Genomic DNA, 20370 nt, shown 5'->3' with positions numbered 1-20370 from the left:
CCGTTCGACTTGCATGTGTTAAGCATGCCGCCAGCGTTCAATCTGAGCCAGGATCAAACTCTTCAGTTCAATCTCTAGCGCCAGTATCTCTACTGACTATACTTACATAGCACTTCTATTCGTCGCACTCCAATTCTCATCAAAGCGCCCACACAGTTTGTCTTCTCTAACTTTTTAATGAACTCGCCATCTCTCGGCAGTGCTGCGTATTCTACTCACCTGAGTTCCTTTGTCAAACACTTTTTGAAGATTTTTTAAAAATCTTTTTTAGTGATCTGGTTCTAAGCTCAGTTTAACTAAGCGACGTTTTCCAACTTGTATAATATAGGTATTACCGGAAGGTAAAATCAAAGAAGGATCTGAAATTTTCTCGCCATCAACTTTTACAGCACCTTGCTTCACTAAACGTATAGACTCCGATGTACTTTTAGTCAAGTCGACCTGCTTTAACAGTTGTGAAATGGTGGTAGTCGGATCGTAAGCTATCGTTTGTAATTCAAGATCTTCAGGCACAACTTTTTTTTGAAATCGCTCAATAAAGGATTGATGCGCCGCTTCAGCCTGGGTTTTATCATGAAAACGAGTAACGATTTCCTTTGCAAAGTCAATCTTTACATCCCGAGGATTTAATCCTCCCTTGACGGCTTCTTTTAATCGAACCAGTTCAGTAATAGATTTGGCACTTAAAAGATTCATGTATCGCCACATCAGTTCATCTGAAATGGACATCAATTTCCCAAACATTTCATCAGCCGATTCGGTAATACCAATGTAATTGTCGTAGGATTTAGACATCTTACGCACGCCATCTAATCCTTCGATTAAAGGAAGCATCATAATCACTTGTTGCTCTTGGCCAAAATGTTTTTGCAATTCTCGCCCCATGAGCAAATTAAATTTTTGATCGGTTCCTCCAAGTTCTACATCTGCGTGAAGGGCCACCGAATCATACCCTTGAATTAAGGGGTACAAAAACTCATGGATAGCAATGGGTTGACCCGAAGCATAGCGTTTGCTGAAATCATCGCGCTCTAGCATTCTTGCTACCGTATGAGTGGCTGCTAGATGAATTAGATCGACCGGTGTTAACCGATTAAGCCATTGGGAGTTAAAAGCAACCGTAGTTTTTTCATAATCTAAAATTTTGAACACCTGATGCTGATAGGTCTTAGCATTTTCGAGTACTTGTTCTGAGCTTAAAGGCTGGCGAGTAACATTTTTACCTGTTGGATCGCCAATCATCGCAGTAAAATCACCAATTAAAAAAATAACCTCATGACCAAAGTCTTGAAACTGGCGCAATTTATTCAGAAGTACAGTATGTCCTAGATGAAGATCCGGTGCAGTCGGATCAAATCCAGCTTTAATTTTTAAAGGTTTTTCTTTTTTTAATTTGTTTTTAAATTCCTCAACTGGAAGGACTTCTTCACAGCCTCGCACGAGCTCATCGTACATTATTTCTTTATCGACCATAACAGCAAAACCTTTTTAATGATTGACCTGGCAACGTTCAGCGGGTATCTTAGCCCGGATAATTTATTCCTGCCAGGGTTTGTTGATTATTAATCGCTATGCGTAAGAAAAACACATCTGCGAATCCGCAACAGTGAATTTAAGAGTATACCGTACAAACTGAGTAGACTTTAATTTTTTGTGGTCTGCTAAAGAATGTCTTTTTTTGATAGCGCACTTTAAGGCATAGAATGGATCTAAAACATGTCAACCAAAAAAAACCAGCGCAACCGTCAAAGCTTCTTGCGCTCGTTGCTCTATTGGTAGCCATCTCCCTGCCTGTATTTCTCGTTAAAACATTTCGCGATAAACAACACGGCCTCAACACGTCTAAATCGCTCTCATTTCCAAAATATGAATCAACATTAGATGATGAACAAATCGATAGCACGGATGATGAAGTAGCTGCAGAAGAAAATCAGTCTAATTCCTCGTTCACTGAGACTTCTGAATCACAAGAGGACTCTACTGAACCAGAACCAAAAGAGTCCGCTCTTCTGCAAACTCTGCCTACGCCAGAACAACAGATTACTAAATCGACAAAACCAGAAGACAAGTGGGAAGTAATTATTACAAAGAATGGCGATACGTTGGCAACGCTTTTTAAGAGACTAGGAATAAATAAGCAAACCCTTGCTACGATTTTGCAAGATAATCCCCATGCTAAAGCGTTATCCAACATCAAACCTGGACAAAAGTTGCAATTTGCCGTTCATAAAGATGTCTTAGATAAGTTAATCGTTCCCTTAACACCCACTCAATCCATTTTAATTTCACGGCAAGGCAGCCGCTATATCACACAAATTAACTCCCGTAAAATCAGTAGCCACAATCATTATGTAACCGCAACCGTTCGAGGATCACTCTATGGAACGGCCAAACGTTTAGGCGTTTCTTACAAACTGATTCAACAAATGGTTGATATTTTCAATTGGGAAATTGATTTCTCAAAAGATGTACGAGCGGGTGATCGATTCACCATCGTTTATAAAGCGTTTTTTATTGAAAACAAAGAGGTGGGAACGGGAGAAATTATCGCCGTTACCTATACAACCAGTCGTGGCAAAACCTATCAAGCGATAAGACATACGAAACGAAATGGTGAAATCGATTATTATAACGAAAAAGGATTAAGTTTACGCAAAGCCTTTTCTCGTTATCCACTAACGTTTAGTCATATCAGTTCAACCTTCAGCTTGTCTCGTATGCATCCTGTACTTAAGAAGAGAAGGCCCCATAAAGGCGTGGATTTAGCAGCGCCAATCGGCACGCCTATTCGTGCTGTAGGCGATGGAGTCATTACCTCCATTGGTCGCCAAAACGGTTATGGGAATATGATTAAAATCAAACATAATGGCGCCTATCATACCGTTTATGCGCATATGCTGAAATTTCAAAAAGGATTATCGCGTGGCAGCCGTGTTAAGCGTGGTCAAGTCATTGGCTATGTAGGGCAAACCGGTTTAGCAACCGGCCCTCATTGCCATTTTGAATTTCATATCAACGGCAACCCCAAAAACCCTACTACCATTGATCTTCCTCGCGGATCGCCCATCGCTTCGAATGAGCTCGCTTCGTTTAAATCGAATGCTGGCGCTCTTTTAGCGCATATGAAATTATTTGAAGAAGCCCATCTTGCATCAGAGCAGACTCGCTCAAAAACCGCTAAAGGTTAGCCTATTAACGTAAGTTATAAATGACTTTTCTGTCGAACTCACGTTATAGAAAAAGATAACGGCACACCACAATCGTCGCGATAATACCAGCTAAATCGGCTAATAATCCGGCTGGTATTGCATGACGGGTTCTTCGAATGCCAATGGCCCCAAAATACACTGCGATGACGTAAAAGGTGGTTTCGGTACTACCCATCATCGTTGCTGCTGCGTTGGCGATAAAAGAGTTTCCGCCATATTCATGAATTAATTCCGCCATCACCCCTGTCGCGGCACTTCCTGAAAAAGGACGAATTAGAGCTAATGGAAGAAGCTCAGGGGGCATGCCAATGGCAGTCAATGAGGGGGCTAAAAAAGAATAGGCTAGTTCAAAAAACCCAGATGCTCTTAGCATACCAATCGCAACCATCATGGCGATTAGATAAGGAAGAATACTGATACTTACCTCAAACCCTTGTTTGGCCCCTGTTACAAACGCATCAAACACATTGATCTTTTTGATGGAAGCGTACAATGGAATTCCAACGACAAAGGATAAAAAGATCAAATTGGATAATTGACTGGCCAAATCGCTCATAGAGTTAATCCGTATCCATCTTAAAATAAGAAAGTTTTGCAAATTGCTTAACAGCAACTATTCCAACAATCGTTGAAACAGAGGTAGCCAATAACGAACTAATAATTACATTACTCGGATGAAGATTGCCATTCGCTGCCAAAAAAGCAATCGCTGTTGCTGGAATTAATTGCACACTCGACGTATTAACGGCAAGAAAGGTACACATTGCATTGCTTGCTGTATGGGCATGAGTATTTAAGCGCTGCAATTCTTTCATGGCTTGCAAACCAAAGGGGGTTGCAGCATTCGCAAGCCCAAGCATATTAGCAGAGATATTCATAACCATAGCGCCCATGGCAGGATGATCGACAGGAACTTCAGGAAAGAGACGTTTCATAACAGGGCGAAGCACACGTGCAAACGTGTTAATAAGCCCTGACTCAGACGCAATCCCCATAATACCCAACCACAGCGCCATAATTCCTGTGAGTCCCAACGCTACTTCAAATCCAAGCTTAGCTGAGTCGGTCACGGCATGAACCACTTGATCAAGCCGCCCCTGAATAAAGCCTACAATGACCGATAAAAATATCATGCCAAGCCAAATGGCGTTTAACATGGAAATGTCTCCAAATAACGAATATCTCAGTATCCTGCAATTTATCTACGCTGATTCATCAGGGAAAAATTACCATAATGTACTAGTTATTTTTTGCTTGAATAAATTCGTGTACACTTATTCATTTGCATCAACGCACCTATCCTGATGAAGAACCATATTGTTTTAAAGCACTTTCTCGCGGCTGTTGTTCTTACATTAACTACGGTGAGCTTTTCAGCAACCACCATATATAAAGAGCAGGAAGCAGATAAAATAATTGCACAATTGTATCATAGGCTTAACGAGAAGCCGATATTAAGCATGAGCGATAGGATCGATGCATTCAGCGAAGCTTTATTGGGTAAACCTTACCTTTTAGGCGCTTTAGGTGAGGGGAGCGAAGGTGAGTTTGATCAGTTTCCCTTATATCGCTGCGATGCGTTTGATTGTGAAACCTATGTAGACACGGTGCTCGCTCTTGCTTTGAGCAATAATTTAAACACCTTTAAACGATGTATCCGTAATATTCGCTATCGTGATGGTCAAGTCAACTTCACGGATCGCAATCACTTCGCTAGCCGCGACTGGAATGGAAATAATCAACGCCAATCGTATGTGAAAGACATTACCCTTTCTATTACAAATGAAAAACAAACGCTCGTGGCGAAATGGGCCAAAACCACCATCGATAAGCCTTCTTGGTATCGTTTCTTTACGCACTCCAAAATTCGAGTTGAGGGTTTGAGCGAGCAGGAAAAAAATGAGAAATTGACCGCCCTAAAACAACTTGGCAGCACATTAGAAGTAGCAGAAACGAAAATTCCCTATATTCCTTTAAATGAATTATTTAATGAAAGAGGCGAGCCTAATCAATATGTATTTAATCAAATTCCTCATGCGTCAATCATTGAAATCGTGCGACCTAACTGGGATCTTCGTAAACAAATTGGGACCGCTTTACATGTATCTCATCTTGGCTTTGGGATATGGGTCAACGGGAATTTAATGTTTAGAGAAGCTTCCTCTATTCATCAAAAAACCGTTGATGTTTTACTGATAGATTATTTGCGCGATGCCCTAAAAAGCCCTACCATTAAAGGGATTAATATCCAAATCGTGGTTCCAGAAGATACGCTTGAAGAAGATTGCAGAGTTCCTAACTCCCTAATCCATCCTTAAATCCGACATTTCGCATCACCGTATTTTTAACAAAAAAGACGCCGGTGCGGAATATCAGTTAAATCATATTGTATGTACCAATCGCTATGGTGCGATTGTAGGGCAGTTGATAAAATTCAATATTTAAATTGGCTGAGTAATTTCTAACGAGGAATGCAAAGAGCTTTTCTTGCCAGTAAAACCATAAAGTATTTTTCTTTTTGCTGGCCACCACATTGGGTATTTCTAACAAATAAGTCGCAGAATCAATATTTACTGAAAAAGGTAATAAACCCCGATCATTGGCAACATATAATGCCTGAGGTATTGAAATCGAGTCCATGAAACCATAGTGCAGGGTTAACTCACAAATATTTTCCTTAGGGCAATGCATCTCAAATCGATCCATGGTTGAAACATAGGGAATGTTTTCGACCTTATAATTTACGATCAAAATATACTCAGGTAAGGTGCGAACCAACTTTAAAAAATGTAAAAAACTGCCGCCACTTCTATCATAAACATCCGTAATAAAAATAGCGGTTGTATCAGGAAGGTGATGAAGGCTTTTGTAATCAAACTGCTTTAATATTTTTGTAAATTCTTCTTTTTTCATGTAATACTCTTTTTGAAGAAATTGTCGACCTTGAAACCAGGTATACATGATGAACGCGCAGATCATCGCAAATACAACCGGGACCCATCCACCGGTCATTATTTTTTGAATATTAGCGCCTAAGAAAGCAAAATCGATGATTCCAAAAAAGCTAAACAATACAATTAAATTCAGTGGGTGCCAGTGCCATTTTTTAACCGCCAAATAAATAATTAGCATACTGGTCATAATCATATCTAAGTTGACGGCGATACCATAGGCATGTGCCAAAGCATTAGAAGTTTGAAAGGTTAAAATCAAAAACAATGTCCCGAGAGCTAAAACTAAGTTCATTTGTGGAATATAGATTTGCCCTCGCTTTGCTTTGGATGTTTGGATAATAGGCAAATGAGGATATAGCCCCAGCAGCACCGCTTGTCTTGTGAGTGAAAACACAGCAGAAATCACCGCTTGCGAAGCAATGATGGTTGAGACCGTTGCGATAATTAATAAAGGAAAAGAAAACCATTTCGGCGCGAGCATGTAAAAAGGATTAACAATCGCTTCGGGATGATTTAAGAGATAAGCGCCTTGACCAAAATAATTTAATAAAAGCCCAGGCAAAGCAACAGTAAACCAACTCACGCGAATGGGGCGTTTTCCAAAATGGCCGAGATCAGCATAAAGCGCTTCTCCTCCCGTTACGACTAAAAAAATTCCCCCCAACAGCGCGTAGCCCGTCCATCCATTAACCATAAAAAAATGATAGGCATATAGGGGGTTAACTGCCATTAAAACAACTGGATTTTGGATAATGTGAACAAAACCAAGGATCCCAATCGTCAGAAACCAGGTAAAAATAATCGGCCCAAAGATAAAACCAATTTTAGCCGTTCCGTAGGATTGAACTGAAAATAACCCAATTAGAATGATGATAGTAAGCGGGATCACCCAATTAGATAAAGAAGGAACAATAATATTTAACCCCTCAATGGCGCTAATCACTGAGATTGCAGGCGTTAACATGCCGTCACCAAGCATAAGACCTGCTCCGAAAATTCCGAGAATAAATAAAATTCTGGTCTTATCACCTATGTAGCGCTTCACCAACGCTAATAAGGCTAGTATTCCCCCTTCCCCATCGTTATCCGCACGGAATAAGATCACCAAATACTTAAGAGAAATGACGAGAATCAACGACCAAAAAATTAAAGACAAAACCCCCAACACATCCGTTAGATTAATAGGAAGTCCGTGAAGCGATTCGCGCATAGCGTATAAAGGGCTCGTACCGATATCACCATAAACGACCCCCAACGCCGCTAGAGACATGGTAAAAAGCGTCGGATTTGTCTCGGATCTTACGTCATGCAAAATTAAGATATCCCTTAAAAATCAATTATTAAAAAAAGGATATCAGTGGACTTCGGACAAATCAATCAAAGTATAAACGCTCCCTTCGTTCCGGACACCCATTAGAAGGCTGCCAAGATTTTTTCTAAGTTATGCTCTCTTCTAATTTCAAGGGGTTAAACAAAAGCAACTCAAATGGATCAATCTCATTTTTGTTTGCTAAGACCAATTGAACCATTTTTGAGTGCCCTTCGTGGTTTAGAATCCACTGAAAACGATACCCTCGTTCCTGCTTGGAGTGTCTTACGGCTGTATGCATCAAATGAAATAACCCCCAGGGACCAATAAATTCCCTGGTCATTAAAACTTCATTATTAGATTGGGTGATTCGGATAAACGATTCATGATCAACCATATCGCTGGAAGGCCAATTAAAGCTTACCCACTCTTGAGGACCATTCCGATAAGGATAGGATTGACCATTACTGACCAAAAGAATTTCTTTAACGCCAGAGATTGGGATCGGATAGACCGAAAAACGCCAGGTTAAATCATTTTTGCCATTAGGAAATAAAGCCTGGGTCAGACGGTCTAGAGCAGCGAGATGGTTTAAAAACGCGGTTGAAAACGGAATGCTAACACCTAGCCAATCTCTTGAAATATAGCGGCCTCCTTCACGCCGGACTAACGGCTGCAGCCTTTGTTTAAACGTAGACAATACCCCATCTTGAGGTTGAAAGAAATTTATAAACAACCCTAAGTTAGCATCCTGGCCCGCGTGATTAAAAGGAAAATTACTGGCTAATTGTTCTTTAAACGTTGTTAATACTTTACTCTTCCACTCGCTTTGTAATTCTCTCATTGTTTCATTAATAAGCGCCTGATAACAGGTTCGTACTGGAGACAAAAGTACGTTTCTCATGGCTTTACGCACAGAAACATCGGAAACCCGATTCATCATTTTCTCAACGAGCATGGATGTCTTATACAATTCCGTTTCCTGCCCATTTCCTGTTAATAAATGTACGACATACTGTTCAGCTGCTTGACCCAATCCTTGACCAATGGCTAATCGTTCTGTCTCTTGCTGCAATGCACTGAGTTGTTTTAAATAGGGTCCCAACATCGAATTAGAATTTAGATTCGTTTGAGTCATCTCAAACCAAGTGTTCATTTTCTGTTTGACGTAATTTGGTAAAGGGATTTGTTCTTCTTTGGGAAGAAAAGCCTTCAGCGCAAAATTTGCATGAATTGTTTGGAATAACTTTAAAAATGGCCCTGCTTCTTGTTCTAATAAGGTAAGTTGTTGTGCTGCTTCTTCATAAAACTGAATCGGGGTGTATTTGAGCGCAGATACGAATTTACTCCATTCTTTTTCATAGTTTTGAAAATAAAGCGTATTCAATTCATTCAACATTTTTTGTGCCCCATTTTTATCATGGATAGATTGTATGGTCTGGGGCTCATTTTGAATCAATTGATGTAATGGAGCATGAATGACCCAATCGTGTTTTGCATCATAGCGAGCATGCTTTATAAAAGCCGGCCTAATGACTTTTTTATAACTATTAAGCGAATAAAACTTAGGCAAACGATAGTTCACTTGCCATAAGGTTACGCCTTCCTCGCCAAACAACGCTTCCGCATTAAGAGAACCTAACGTTTTCTTAAACTGTTTTTCAATTTCCGCAAAGACATTCATAACGCTAGAGTCTGTTTTTAAGTCTTGACGTGCAATGCTTATCAACGCTCGATTAGGGGTTGCAAACTGCTTTCGTTCTTTTAAATTTAATTGCTTTAAATATTCTAAATACGTTTGGCTTAAGCTTCGAAGTATGGCTTTGGAGTGCGTTTGTTTTGAGTGATTGCCACGAATGGCTTGCCAATTCGATGCAAACGCTTCACTGGCAAAATCAAGCTCAATATGCTGCGGATAATTCAACATTAAATATAATTTGAACTGGGTATAATAACTCCCACGAATTATGGAATTCGCTTCTTTATTACCTCTTATCCACTGTTCATGATAGGCCTGCAAATCTTTCATGACCTTGTGTTTAACCCCTTGATAAACTAGGTTTAACCCTTTTGCCAATATTTTGTCATAGACCTCAAGCTGACTCTGTACTTGGCTAATTCCCAGAGTTTGATAACTACTCTGATTTTCTTTAAAGTGGCGCAAGTTGAATACATGTGCTGCAATAGGTTGAAGCTCGGATAAATCAAACGAATCGATGGGATTTTCTAAAGCTTTGAGCCCTGACTCGGCGAGTTTTTTTCCATTATTCAAAAGCGTTGCATGAGTCAAGTAAGTTGAAATGAGTGAGCCAAAACCACTTAGAATCATTAAAATAACCAGAGCCAATTGGCTCCGATGCGTCCACTTTTTTATTTTTTTACGTTTATAACTGGGTTCAACCTGTAAGTTCTGATTAAACAATTGCTTAGACATTAACTCTTGAACAAAATAAGACTCTGATTGAGCGTCTGAGTTTTGTCCTGTTAAATAAACGCCACCTAAGTATATTTTCTCTTGATATATAGAATCCTGGCATAATCTTTCCACAAATTCTAAGAGCGCTTCGGATAATTGCCTAAAGTGCTGAGGAAACTGCAAAAGCTCTGCTTTTGTTTTATTAGGCCGCTGAAGAGAAAGTTGCTTAACCAAGGCAGCATAAAGCCCTTCATAGATCTGTTCTATCCATTGGTTCAACTGCGATGAGATGCATTGATGTTGAGCAAATATAACCCCAAACACTTTTTTTCTTGACTCGATATTCACTGAATCAATAAAGGAGTAAAACCCTTCTATGCTATCGCAATGGGTGATGACTAAGTTAATTGGAAGTTTAATATGTAAGGCTTCGTAGAAGCGATTCAGTTGTCTTAGAATGGTTTCTTGTAGATTCACTTCCTGACTTAGGGATTCTGCACTGATTACTAACGTCATCCCTTTTAATCGGGACTTAATTTTTGTTTTTTTTAATTCTGAAATGAACCACAACCAATTTTCGTCGTTATAAAGCATTGAGCCAGGTATATCGAATAATACGCGTTCATTTAAATACCATTGATCATAAGAACAAGTCTCTTTTGCAGTTTGACATGTAACTTTTTTAGCCGAACGACCCAATTCGTGCAAAAGTGCTGTATTACTTGATGCTGGGGAGCCAATTATCAGATAGTAGGGGATATTTGCCTTTGAGGCTTTACGTCCGAGATGTTTTTGCCAGTTGAATGTTTTAATGTGCTGCCAATGATTTCTTAGAACAAACTCGAAGTGTCTAAGCCAATCAGGCTTGCCGTATTTGAAGAAATACCGCCCGCTAAAGACGCCGCCTATGAAGACACTAAGTCCTATAATAAACATCAATATGCGAAGTATTGAGCGGGTATATACGCCAAAAGCTAATAAAAAAAGCAATAAGGCGATGCCTGCTAGAATTAATCTTTTTTTTGAGAGCATTCCATTCATCAGTTGGACGTATTGTTTCATTCTATTCCTTTAAGAATTCAAGGGTTGATAAACGAGAAAAAGCACGTTGATATTCACGTATCGTTTTACGATCTTGCTGGGCTTGATAATGGATGCCGCCCCAAAGCATAAGGTAAGCTAGGCTTAATGCGCTTAATCCTAGTAGTACCACTTTAATCACGCTAACCTCAGATTTTAGGGATTTAAGCGCTAATGCATCCTTTGCCGTAGATAAATTAAGTTCGGGATAATGGCGTATTTGCTGAATCTGCAGCTTGAGTTCTTGCTTTAATCGAATTAATTCAGACCTGTCTTTTGTTCGATATTGCCCTTCAAAGCCTAATTCAAGGCAGAAATAGTACAACTCCAAGCAATCAATGTATCGCTCGCCGTGAAATCTTATGTGATTTAATTTTGTAAAAAAGTGTTGTCCTGCGGTATTTTCATCAAAATATTCCAGTTGCAAAGGATTTGTTATCCAGATTTCGCTTGCAGGCCCTTGCTTTCGAATAATTAACTCATCAAGTAATGCAATCAATGCATATTTACCTAGTTCAATAAGTTCGGGATGAGCCTTCTTTTCACCTGCTTGGTGCTCAAACTGCAACAAGCTTTCTTTACATTGATGACGTAATGTCTTTGCTTCAGGAAAAATATCCTGTTTTGGACTGATGATTTTGGTAACTAAATTAAGTACCTGGTTGGCTCCTAGAAATAAACTATTCATAGATCAGTCCTTTTTATAAGGAAAAGAAATAACTTCAATGGGCATGAACGCTAAGTCGGGACTTATAAAGATTGCCAATTTATTTTCAGATAGGACGCCATCCCAAAACTCAGATTGTTTGTTTAGCAAAAAATAATGATAATGTCGTTTGGTCATTAACTGTTTTGCAGGAGACGTTAAATATTGAAACTCTATTCCCTGGGTAAAGCTTTGAACAATATTCATAATGTGTGAAGGCGCTGCGATTTTAACTTGTGATGTAATTTTCTTTAAAAGCACTTCAGTCATTTCTTCATGATAGAACGCCAGACAAAATTGCTTCGTGTTCAATTCACTTTCACTTAGTTCATTTGATTCAAAGTGGGTTTCAGAAACTTTGCGCAAAACAACATCCCATGTATTAGACGGCATAAGACGCTTCATAACGGTATGAAATCGTTGATTCAGTTCCGAAAATAGAGGTTGTAGGCGGTTTTGATTATAGGCTGGTAATAAAGACTCTGATAATGGCTTATCAAGATATCCCCATAACTCCCCAATTAAAGCAACACAAGCCTTATAAAGCTCGTAAGGATGTCTTGATGGTGCAGTTTGAATTTCAGAGAACACGGCATAATGCAACGTTAATGTTTTCGTTAAATTTAAATAAATGAAATCGCGATAATCAAAACCATGGGTAAAATCCTGATGCTTTAATTTTTGTTCAGTTAATTGCTGAATATTGCGTTGCAATGCATTTTTAAATTCTATAATCCAAGAAAGGATAAAAGGCGATACTCCAAGACGTAATAAAGGGGGACAATAGGTATGGCTGATTTTATAGGTGCATTGGAGCGTATCGTATTCAAGCTCTGCGATTTTTATTCTTAGCTCATGATCGCTTCGATCTGCATCTAGTTTCAAATAAATATGTTGCTTGGCGAGCAAAACTTCTCTTTTTCTATTGGGATCATATTGATCCGCAACGAGTTGGTAATCTCCTTGCCATGTGGGATGGCTTGGTGGACTGTATCCAGATACTCCTGTCACCGTTTCGGATGTTGGCAGCGCCAAATAGACATCAAGTGTTGGGAGCGGTTCTTTAGGTAACTCAACCACCAGCGGTTCATCTAGTGGATCATCAAAGTCGATCCATCGTCCATCCTCTAACAGTGCAACACATCGAATAACTTTAAATAGGCCTTGCGGTAAAAAACGTTCATCGAATGTTAACACAGCAATTCCCCAATTATATGCGTGAAGATAATTTTGAACTAATCGTTGCTGATGATGCTGATACCTATCCCAGAGTTGAAAATGCTGTTGTCCTAGTAGCGTACCTTCTGCCCAAATCACTTTGCGATAAGATGGCATTATTGAATCTCCACGGTATTTTGATTGGCTATAACGGTGATAGGCTTGAGGAACGCTCCTATAGGCCCCATAATGGGTTTTAACGTTTTCCAGCTTTGACCCTCTGGATGCCTAAAAAGAGCGACAACGGCTAAGTATTCCGCTTGTGCTTTAGGCGTTATTTTGATTGCTTCACGTTCCCCAGGATTAAGGGTTAGCTCCCTTTTTTCAAGCAAAGTTGCCCCTAGGGTTTGAACATCTGATTTCCATAATTGTCGAAAGGTCGCTTCCTTAAAAAGCGTTTCGTCATTGAGTTGATAAATTTTGATTCGCACCGGGAGTGAATCGCCCATGTTATCGCGATTTAATTGTTTCGTTGCTGAAACCTGCATGCGAATTGAGGGATGAGTTAATGAGCTACAAGAACAGAACAAACAAGCTAAAACCAATAACGAAAGATAGCGATATTTCATTGGACCTACTTCCTTGTTGTGGATTGGACATATGGTTCATTTCCCGGCTTTTTCCTCATCTTCCCCGGGCAATGCGTTCGTAAATTACCATCGCCATGTTGAAATCTCAAGTGTTGATTGCGAAATTTTTTGCAATCCTTAATAATGAGATGATAAACCGTATACAGGAGTTGAAATGCCATTTTGGATTGATTCCAGACGTTTGACCTGCGTAGCCTTATCCACTGCCTTATTAAGTGGCTGCTTACAACCGTTTAATCCACCTTATAATAATTTTCGTGACGATCATCGCAAGGTAAAATATACAGTCGCTGGTGCTGCCTGGGGAGCAACGGTTGGAGCAATAGCTGGCTCTATTGTCAGTAGTGCAGGAGTAGGCGCGGTCATTGGTGGCGTAACAGGATCTTTTGCGGCTTATCAATTAACCAGAAAACCCCAAGTTATCAATGAGTTGAAACGCTGTGATATGCAATATATAAAATATGCAGACATAGAAACCTTGATTGTTCCTACGGATACGTATTTCTATTTTGATAGCCCAAGAATGAATGATTTAGCTTTTCAGGGGTTAAATAACATCGTTCGATTACTAAAATTTTATCCTTGCACCCCCATTTATGTCGCTGGATTCACGGATGACGTAGGTTCCAGAGAACACAAACGAAAATTAACACAAGCCCGCGCCGAGGCCATGATTACGTTTTTATGGGCCAATGGAATACAAGCTTATCGGCTACATCCTGAAGGATATGAAGATAAATACCCCGTCGGGGATAATGATTTAATTCGAGGCAGTGCATTTAACCGTCGGTTAGAAATTCAGTGGCAAAGCGCTCCAAGCACACAAGCCCAACGTCTGGCATGTGCTATGCCTCCTAAACGACTCCCCTCTAAGTTCGGTCGCACAAAATAGGATGGCCGAGGGAATAGCCCTCATTCATATTTTTTTACAAGTCGTTGTATTTGTCTACAGCAGCTCCTTTTGCTATTATCGCTTTTCGGTCATTAAAAACGAGTCCCATGCTGTCCAGATTCATAGGCGGAATTCTTCTTATTGTTGGCACATCCATTGGTGGCGGAATGCTGGCTTTGCCTGTTGCCAATGCAGCGACTGGCTTTTGGCAATCCTCACTTTTTTTATTGTTATGTTGGATTGTCATGACCTTAGGTGCTTTTTTCATCTTAGAAGTCAACCTATACCTCCCCTCTGGAAAAAACATGATTTCTATGGCCGCAGCAACGCTTGGGAAACCAGGCATACTGACGGCTTGGCTTAGTTACCTTTTATTACTCTATGCATTACTTTCTGCTTACATTTCAGGTGGGGCTGATGTGATGGGGGGATTGTTTAAGCTGATTGATATTCACATTGCTCCTTGGATTTTAACGATTGTATTTACCGTCTCATTCGGATTAATCGTTTATAGCGGCATTCGAAAGGTTGACTTGCTAAATCGTGGTTTAATGTTTGCCAAATTAGGCGCATATTTTCTACTTGTTTTTTTAATCGCTCCCTATGCGAGCGTAAAGAACTTTGAAAGCGGAGCAATGCATCATATTACTGGAACCATCATGATATTAATCACGTCTTTTGGTTTTGCCATCATTGTGCCGAATCTTCGTGAGTATTTTAATGACGACGTTAACGTATTAAGAAAGTTAATCTTTATTGGCTCACTTATTCCGTTATTCTGCTATATCGCCTGGGATGCAGTGATTATGGGAACGTTACCCTCTCAGGGCGACCATAGCTTGGCCAGCTTGATGCAAGACCCCCATGCTACCAGTACACTTGCCCGGATGCTCTCTCTCCAAGTGGACAATAGCCTTATCAGCTCAATGTTTAATTTTTTCACATCCATCTGCATGTTAACTGCATTTCTGGGAGTCTCGTTATGTTTATTGAGTTTTTTAAGCGACGGCTTAAAATTGGCTCAGAAAGGTAAAGAAGGTTTCGGTTTGTTTTTATTGACCTTTCTGCCACCGTTACTCATTGTAATTTATTACCCTGGGGCGTATATTCATGCTTTAAATTACGCGGGATTCTTGTGCGTAATACTGTTATTGCTTTTACCCGCATTGATGTCTTATTGCGGACGAAAGCATTTTAACCCAAGGTTTGTCGTTCCTGGTGGAAGAATTACCCAGCTTTTGGTTATAGCGAGTTCCATTGCCTTAATTCTCATAGCCATGTAACCAAGCCACTTAGTAGGCAATACAGCTGATCTATTCTTGTGGGATTGACGCATTGTGGTTTTTTATTGTACCATATTGTATAATTTTTGGGCTGTTGATTGTGTTAAACTCTAAACTCATTGGCGGTATTTTACTTATTATTGGCACGTCAATTGGCGGCGGTATGCTGGCTTTGCCCGTTTCCACTGCCGCGACAGGCATGACCAACTCCATTGTGTTCTTATTTGTCTGCTGGTTGATTATGACCGCTGGGGCTTTATTAATTCTTGAAGTTAACTTAAGGCTTCCAGCAGGCAGTAATATGGTCTCCATGGCTCGTGAAACTCTGGGCTTACCCGGTCAATTAATTGCCTGGATAACGTATCTTTTTCTCTTATATACATTGCTCGCCGCTTACATTTCTGGTGGCAGTGATGTTTTCAATGCCCTCTTACACAATGCACACATCGAACTTCCCAGCTGGCTTACTTCCGTTACGTATACTTTTTTATTTAGCTTGGTTATTTATAGCGGAATTCGTGCGGTAGATTATGTAAACCGAGGGCTTATGTTCGGTAAGCTAGGCGTGTATTTGCTCTTGGTTTTTATTATTAGTCCACATATTCACCCAGCCTCATGGCAAGGTGGCCAATTATCTGCCATAACAGGCAGCTTAATGATTTTAGTTACCTCATTTGGCTTTGCTTCTATTGTTCCAAGTCTTAGAGAATACTTTAATGATGATATCCCCGCGTTACGAAAAGTGATTCTATACGGCTCTCTCATTCCTCTATTGTGTTACATTGTATGGGAGGCGGTTATTATGGGTGTGGTCGATCGCCATGGCATGCATGGGCTTATTGCATTAACCCACAGCGACCACGCAACCAGCGGCTTGACTCAAGCATTAAACGAGGCCATTCATAGTAACTGGATCACTGCATTTTTTAGTTTTTTTACTTCTATATGTATGATTACTGCGTTTTTAGGGGTATCCCTTGGTTTGTTTGACTTTCTTGCTGATGGTTTGAAGTTACAAAAAGAGGGGCTTCAGGGTAAAGTAACCTTGGCCTTAACGTTTATCCCACCGCTTGTCGTTGTGCTCATGAGTCCTGGGATCTACCTAAAAGCTTTAAGTTATGCAGGCGTTTGCTGCGTGTTATTATTGTTGTTACTTCCTGTGATGATGGCTTGGCGAGGACGAAAGCAAGCATCTCATCCGCCATTAATTTTTATTCCTGGAGGGAATATAGCGTTAGCGATCATAGGGCTTACCGCGGTAATCTTATTAGCCATTGCCTGGCAATACGGATAATGTTTCTAAAGGACTTGACGAACCCCCGTTTATGAAAATTCGACCCTTTTTAAAGTGGGCTGGCAATAAGTATCGCTGCCTTGATGCCATTTTAACTTCATTACCTGAAGCTTCAAGGCTGATTGAGCCTTTTGCAGGTTCAGCCGCAGTATTTCTAAATGCAAATTATCACGAATACCTCTTGGCAGAAGAAAATAACGATTTAATTGCACTCTACACTCATCTTCAGCAGGAAGGAGCTTCGTTTATTCACTACTGTAAGAGGCTTTTCACACCTCAAAATAACGAGGAAAGGCAATATTACCTTTTACGTGAAGAATTCAATACATGCAGAGATTCACGTAAGCGCGCAGCCCTTTTTCTGTATTTAAACCGCCATGGCTATAATGGATTGTGTCGCTACAATCTGCAAGGGATCTATAATGTTCCTTTTGGGCGTTACACTAAACCTTATTTCCCTTTGTTTGAAATGGAGTATTTCTTTAATAAAAGTCAGCAAGCAACCTTTATGCATCGCGACTTTCGGGAAACATTTAAGCTTGCAAAACCAGGGGATATTGTATATTGCGACCCACCCTACGCGCCTCTCAATCAAGACAGTAACTTTACCGGTTATATTGGAAAACAGTTCGGAGAAAAAGAGCAGATCATGCTTGCGAAATTGGCTGAGGAAAGTGCAAAACTCGGGATAACCGTTATCATTTCCAATCACGATACCGATTTTACTCGCCATCATTACCGCCATGGTGAAATCAAATCGTTTCCAGTGAAGCGCTCTATCAGCTGTAAAAGCAATCGGCGTATCAATGTGAATGAGTTAGTAGCGATATTTCGTTAGGTTAAACTACCGCTGTATGACGGTCTTTTAAAAAGAAAGCAACGACCATCACCATCAATAACGATAACGGCAGAATAGAAAGTGCAACCTGATAGTCGATGACGGTGTAAATATGCTCGCCATCAATCATTTTTCCATCCCCAAAGGTATCTAATAATTTGCCGACTAAAGGTTGAAAAATAACGCCGCCTAACGTGACAATCATATTGGTCGCGGCAAATACCGTTCCGGTTAAGGTTGCTCCGCTATTTTCTTTAGCCATCACAAATGCAATAATTTCCGTCGCGCTGAATACGCCATAGAAAAACATTAATATATTTAAACTAGAATAAGAAAGATCAGGACAATATAAAATAATGCTGATGCAAACTAAGGACATCACTGCCCCAACCACCAACGACAACACTCTTCGCCCACTTAAGTCCGAAATAAATCCAGCCACAGGGGCTCCAATGGCCCAACCTAAAAAGAGCATGGAAATGGTTTTAGCTGCTTCAACTTTGGTTAAATTATGAGCTTGCTCCAAATAAGTCTTTCCCCAAAGTTCCCCAAAAACTGAAAGTGAGGTATATAAACAAGCAGCAACAAAGCCAATTAGCCAAACTTCTCCAGAGGTTAAAACCTTAACCACATCTTTGCAAAACTCAGGCCAAGGTAAACTTTTTAATTGCCGAGCCCCAGGGCCATCACGAACAATAAAAAAGATAAATACTGAAAGAATGGCACCAAACAAGACCATCGAAAACAACACCGGCTGTAAGCCAATGCGAATCGTCATTTCCGTAAGTTTTATCTCGCCATAAACAAGCCCCAACATTCCCAATGTCGTAATTAACCCGGCTACGAGTGAAAAATACTTACGCGGCAACCAATAGGTCGCAAGCGATAAAACGCCTACAAACGCAAACGACGAACCAAATCCAACTAAAAATCGACCACTTCCTGCAATAAGCATGGATGAGGAGTAGGTAAACATAAAAGAACCTAACGTGCAACTTAAGCAGGCAAACGTCAACAAACGACGTGGGCCAAAACGATCCATTAAAAGTCCTACAGGCAATTGCATCGGTGAATAGGCAAAATAATAAAACGCTGATAGTTGTCCAAAAGTCGATGCTGAAATATGGCCAAATGCAGCACTTAATTCACTTTGCAAAGCGCCTGGTATAATTCGCAATATAAATTCATAGCAATAAAAAATTGCTCCAATGGTACATACCAGATAGCCAAACGATAAGGTCTTAAATCTAGGTAGTTTATTGTCTATTACTTCTGTCTGCGGATGCATAAGTTTCTCTTAAAAACAGCGTCAGGATAGCGGCGATTAAAATGCCCAGAGGAATAATTGACATGGCAAATTGATAATCATCTGCGGTATAAAACTGACTCATTTTATCTAAAGGCAACACTTCTACAGGGACGGAAATCACGTGCATATGAGAACTCCAATCTAACAATGCGCCGACTAAAGGCTGTAAAAACATAGCGCCTATCATGACAATCATATTCGTCATGGCGATGGCGGTTCCGGCTGCTTCCTTAGGGCTTAATTCTCTTCCCACTGCAAATACAATGGCTTGAGCGCTATACAAAATACCAAGCATTAACATCAAGGCATACAATGTGTAATGGTTAAGACCAGGCATATAAAGTATAAACATCATAATAAAAGCCGCACCCGTTGCGCCCACAATCATCGGTGGTTTTCGTCTATGAAGCTTATCCGATATAAAACCCATTAAAGGCGCACCGATTGTAAAACCTAAAAACAATAACGAGTTTGCAAAATGCGCTCCTGATTCCGTCATACCATACGCATGACGTAAATAAGGAATTCCCCATAACTCTGCAAATACGGTAGTCGGCAAATACACAAGACATCCATAAAATCCGTTAATCCAAATCTGTCCATTTTTAGCGATAATACCCAGATCAACCATATTTTTTTTAAAGCTGTCTATTGTCCCACTTTTCCGTGTTTTTCGTTTATTATCTTTTATTCCAAACCACAGTAGAACGGCCAACCCTATTCCGAAAAAACCGGTGATATAAACCGTGGGCTGCCATCCTAAATTAAAAACCATTGAGCCTAAAATATTATCACCCACCATAGCGCCGATTGTACCCAAAGCGGCCGCCATGCCTGCCACCATAGCAAGTTTATCTTCAGGAAGCCAAATTGTAGCTAATTTTAACACTCCTACGAACGCAAAAGAAGAGCCTAGCCCAACTAAAAAGCGTCCGGAAGCAGCAACCGCGAACAACGTGGTCCCTGCAAACAAAAATGTACCAATCACACACAATAGACAAGCGAGCGTTAACAAACGACGCGGTCCATAACGATCCATTAGAACACCCACCGGCAGTTGCATGGGAACATAAGCGTAGTAGTAAAAAGCAGATAAAAAACCAAACCCACTGGCCGAGAGATTAAAATGGTTTCTAAGCTGTGGTTCCATAACACTTGGAGCAATACGCAAAAAATACTCATAAGCATAATAAACCGCTCCAAGGCTGCATATCAGCCATGCGATGATTTGATATTTTTTATTCTTATTGCTAGACAAAACATTCTCCTTAA

The 20370-nt window shown here is 40.2% G+C and carries 16 protein-coding genes and 1 rRNA gene; 6 read left to right on the top strand and 11 right to left on the bottom strand.

Annotation, left to right across the window (positions count from 1 at the left end; genetic code table 11):
• A 16S ribosomal RNA gene (locus tag E1O41_RS10925) occupies nucleotides 1–69 on the bottom strand; the annotation flags it as partial.
• Between the two features lie 198 nt (nucleotides 70–267).
• Entirely contained in the window at nucleotides 268–1473 is a 1206-nt protein-coding gene (gene tyrS, locus E1O41_RS10920; RefSeq protein WP_131777368.1) for a tyrosine--tRNA ligase, read from the bottom strand.
• Between the two features lie 230 nt (nucleotides 1474–1703).
• Here tyrS and E1O41_RS10915 point away from each other — a divergent pair, with 230 nt between their 5' ends.
• A complete protein-coding gene (locus tag E1O41_RS10915) occupies nucleotides 1704–3188 on the top strand; it encodes a peptidoglycan DD-metalloendopeptidase family protein (protein ID WP_131777367.1) in 1485 nt (494 codons plus the stop codon).
• 43 nt (nucleotides 3189–3231) lie between these two features.
• On the opposite strand, the gene E1O41_RS10910 is transcribed toward E1O41_RS10915, so the two are convergent.
• Together E1O41_RS10910 and E1O41_RS10905 are read right to left on the bottom strand one after the other, a co-directional pair.
• On the bottom strand, nucleotides 3232–3765 hold the full coding sequence (locus E1O41_RS10910; RefSeq protein WP_131777366.1) for a spore maturation protein: 534 nt from the start codon (nucleotides 3763–3765) through the stop codon (nucleotides 3232–3234).
• Between the two features lie 4 nt (nucleotides 3766–3769).
• Complete coding sequence (locus tag E1O41_RS10905; RefSeq protein WP_131777365.1) at nucleotides 3770–4366, bottom strand: nucleoside recognition domain-containing protein; 597 nt, start codon at nucleotides 4364–4366, stop codon at nucleotides 3770–3772.
• 147 nt (nucleotides 4367–4513) lie between these two features.
• Here E1O41_RS10905 and E1O41_RS10900 point away from each other — a divergent pair, with 147 nt between their 5' ends.
• Nucleotides 4514–5527 (top strand): N-acetylmuramoyl-L-alanine amidase-like domain-containing protein, encoded by a 1014-nt coding sequence (locus tag E1O41_RS10900; RefSeq protein ID WP_131777364.1) that lies wholly within the window; start codon nucleotides 4514–4516, stop codon nucleotides 5525–5527.
• Nucleotides 5528–5585: 58 nt separating this feature from the next.
• Here the strand turns inward: E1O41_RS10900 and E1O41_RS10895 are convergent, their stop codons facing one another.
• The 5 genes from E1O41_RS10895 to tssJ form a co-directional block, all read right to left on the bottom strand.
• Nucleotides 5586–7433: a potassium transporter Kup gene (locus tag E1O41_RS10895; RefSeq protein WP_131777363.1), complete on the bottom strand. Its 1848-nt coding sequence runs from the start codon at nucleotides 7431–7433 to the stop codon at nucleotides 5586–5588.
• Between the two features lie 166 nt (nucleotides 7434–7599).
• A complete protein-coding gene (locus tag E1O41_RS10890; protein ID WP_131777362.1) occupies nucleotides 7600–10950 on the bottom strand; it encodes a type VI secretion protein IcmF/TssM N-terminal domain-containing protein in 3351 nt (1116 codons plus the stop codon).
• Between the two features lies 1 nt (nucleotide 10951).
• Nucleotides 10952–11656, bottom strand: a complete 705-nt coding sequence (gene icmH / locus E1O41_RS10885; RefSeq protein ID WP_131777361.1) for a type IVB secretion system protein IcmH/DotU — start codon at nucleotides 11654–11656, stop codon at nucleotides 10952–10954.
• 3 nt (nucleotides 11657–11659) lie between these two features.
• Nucleotides 11660–13009 (bottom strand): type VI secretion system baseplate subunit TssK, encoded by a 1350-nt coding sequence (gene tssK, locus E1O41_RS10880; protein ID WP_131777360.1) that lies wholly within the window; start codon nucleotides 13007–13009, stop codon nucleotides 11660–11662.
• Nucleotides 13009–13461 carry a type VI secretion system lipoprotein TssJ gene (gene tssJ, locus E1O41_RS10875; protein ID WP_131777359.1) on the bottom strand — a complete coding sequence of 151 codons (453 nt, stop codon included), beginning with the start codon at nucleotides 13459–13461 and terminating at the stop codon, nucleotides 13009–13011. Before tssJ ends, tssK begins: the two co-directional genes overlap by 1 nt.
• 175 nt (nucleotides 13462–13636) lie before the next feature.
• On the opposite strand from tssJ, the gene cmpA reads away from it, so the two are divergent.
• The 4 genes from cmpA (at nucleotide 13637) to E1O41_RS10855 (ending at nucleotide 17789) form a co-directional block, all read left to right on the top strand.
• Nucleotides 13637–14374 carry a C-OmpA-like family protein CmpA gene (gene cmpA, locus E1O41_RS10870; protein WP_131777358.1) on the top strand — a complete coding sequence of 246 codons (738 nt, stop codon included), beginning with the start codon at nucleotides 13637–13639 and terminating at the stop codon, nucleotides 14372–14374.
• 107 nt (nucleotides 14375–14481) lie between these two features.
• The gene (locus E1O41_RS10865; RefSeq protein ID WP_131777357.1) at nucleotides 14482–15657 is read left to right on the top strand and encodes an amino acid permease; all 1176 of its coding nucleotides are present in this window, start codon (nucleotides 14482–14484) and stop codon (nucleotides 15655–15657) included.
• A gap of 100 nt (nucleotides 15658–15757) precedes the next feature.
• Nucleotides 15758–16951: an amino acid permease gene (locus tag E1O41_RS10860; RefSeq protein WP_131777356.1), complete on the top strand. Its 1194-nt coding sequence runs from the start codon at nucleotides 15758–15760 to the stop codon at nucleotides 16949–16951.
• A 31-nt stretch (nucleotides 16952–16982) separates the two neighbouring features.
• A complete protein-coding gene (locus E1O41_RS10855; protein ID WP_131777355.1) occupies nucleotides 16983–17789 on the top strand; it encodes a Dam family site-specific DNA-(adenine-N6)-methyltransferase in 807 nt (268 codons plus the stop codon).
• Nucleotide 17790: 1 nt separating this feature from the next.
• Here E1O41_RS10855 and E1O41_RS10850 read toward each other — a convergent pair whose 3' ends face one another.
• Both E1O41_RS10850 and E1O41_RS10845 read right to left on the bottom strand, forming a co-directional pair.
• On the bottom strand, nucleotides 17791–19077 hold the full coding sequence (locus E1O41_RS10850; RefSeq protein ID WP_131777354.1) for an MFS transporter: 1287 nt from the start codon (nucleotides 19075–19077) through the stop codon (nucleotides 17791–17793).
• Nucleotides 19046–20356 carry an MFS transporter gene (locus tag E1O41_RS10845; RefSeq protein ID WP_165481183.1) on the bottom strand — a complete coding sequence of 437 codons (1311 nt, stop codon included), beginning with the start codon at nucleotides 20354–20356 and terminating at the stop codon, nucleotides 19046–19048. The genes E1O41_RS10850 and E1O41_RS10845 overlap by 32 nt, the downstream gene beginning before the upstream one ends.
• Between the last annotated feature and the right edge of the window lie 14 nt (nucleotides 20357–20370).

It is taken from the genome of Legionella impletisoli (genome assembly GCF_900639875.1).
Classification (GTDB): Bacteria; Pseudomonadota; Gammaproteobacteria; order Legionellales; family Legionellaceae; genus Legionella_A; species Legionella_A impletisoli.
Note: the sequence above shows the minus strand (reverse complement) of the source record. Positions and strands in the feature narration are given on the sequence as shown.

What these genes read in the sequence shown, in the direction of transcription:
- tyrS (WP_131777368.1), bottom strand. Translation starts at nt 1,473, where the DNA reads ATGGTCGATAAAGAAATAATGTACGATGAGCTCGTGCGAGGCTGTGAA.
- E1O41_RS10915 (WP_131777367.1), top strand. Translation starts at nt 1,704, where the DNA reads ATGGATCTAAAACATGTCAACCAAAAAAAACCAGCGCAACCGTCAAAG.
- E1O41_RS10910 (WP_131777366.1), bottom strand. Translation starts at nt 3,765, where the DNA reads ATGAGCGATTTGGCCAGTCAATTATCCAATTTGATCTTTTTATCCTTT.
- E1O41_RS10905 (WP_131777365.1), bottom strand. Translation starts at nt 4,366, where the DNA reads ATGTTAAACGCCATTTGGCTTGGCATGATATTTTTATCGGTCATTGTA.
- E1O41_RS10900 (WP_131777364.1), top strand. Translation starts at nt 4,514, where the DNA reads ATGAAGAACCATATTGTTTTAAAGCACTTTCTCGCGGCTGTTGTTCTT.
- E1O41_RS10895 (WP_131777363.1), bottom strand. Translation starts at nt 7,433, where the DNA reads ATGTCTCTAGCGGCGTTGGGGGTCGTTTATGGTGATATCGGTACGAGC.
- E1O41_RS10890 (WP_131777362.1), bottom strand. Translation starts at nt 10,950, where the DNA reads ATGAAACAATACGTCCAACTGATGAATGGAATGCTCTCAAAAAAAAGA.
- icmH (WP_131777361.1), bottom strand. Translation starts at nt 11,656, where the DNA reads ATGAATAGTTTATTTCTAGGAGCCAACCAGGTACTTAATTTAGTTACC.
- tssK (WP_131777360.1), bottom strand. Translation starts at nt 13,009, where the DNA reads ATGCCATCTTATCGCAAAGTGATTTGGGCAGAAGGTACGCTACTAGGA.
- tssJ (WP_131777359.1), bottom strand. Translation starts at nt 13,461, where the DNA reads ATGAAATATCGCTATCTTTCGTTATTGGTTTTAGCTTGTTTGTTCTGT.
- cmpA (WP_131777358.1), top strand. Translation starts at nt 13,637, where the DNA reads ATGCCATTTTGGATTGATTCCAGACGTTTGACCTGCGTAGCCTTATCC.
- E1O41_RS10865 (WP_131777357.1), top strand. Translation starts at nt 14,482, where the DNA reads ATGCTGTCCAGATTCATAGGCGGAATTCTTCTTATTGTTGGCACATCC.
- E1O41_RS10855 (WP_131777355.1), top strand. Translation starts at nt 16,983, where the DNA reads ATGAAAATTCGACCCTTTTTAAAGTGGGCTGGCAATAAGTATCGCTGC.
- E1O41_RS10850 (WP_131777354.1), bottom strand. Translation starts at nt 19,077, where the DNA reads ATGCATCCGCAGACAGAAGTAATAGACAATAAACTACCTAGATTTAAG.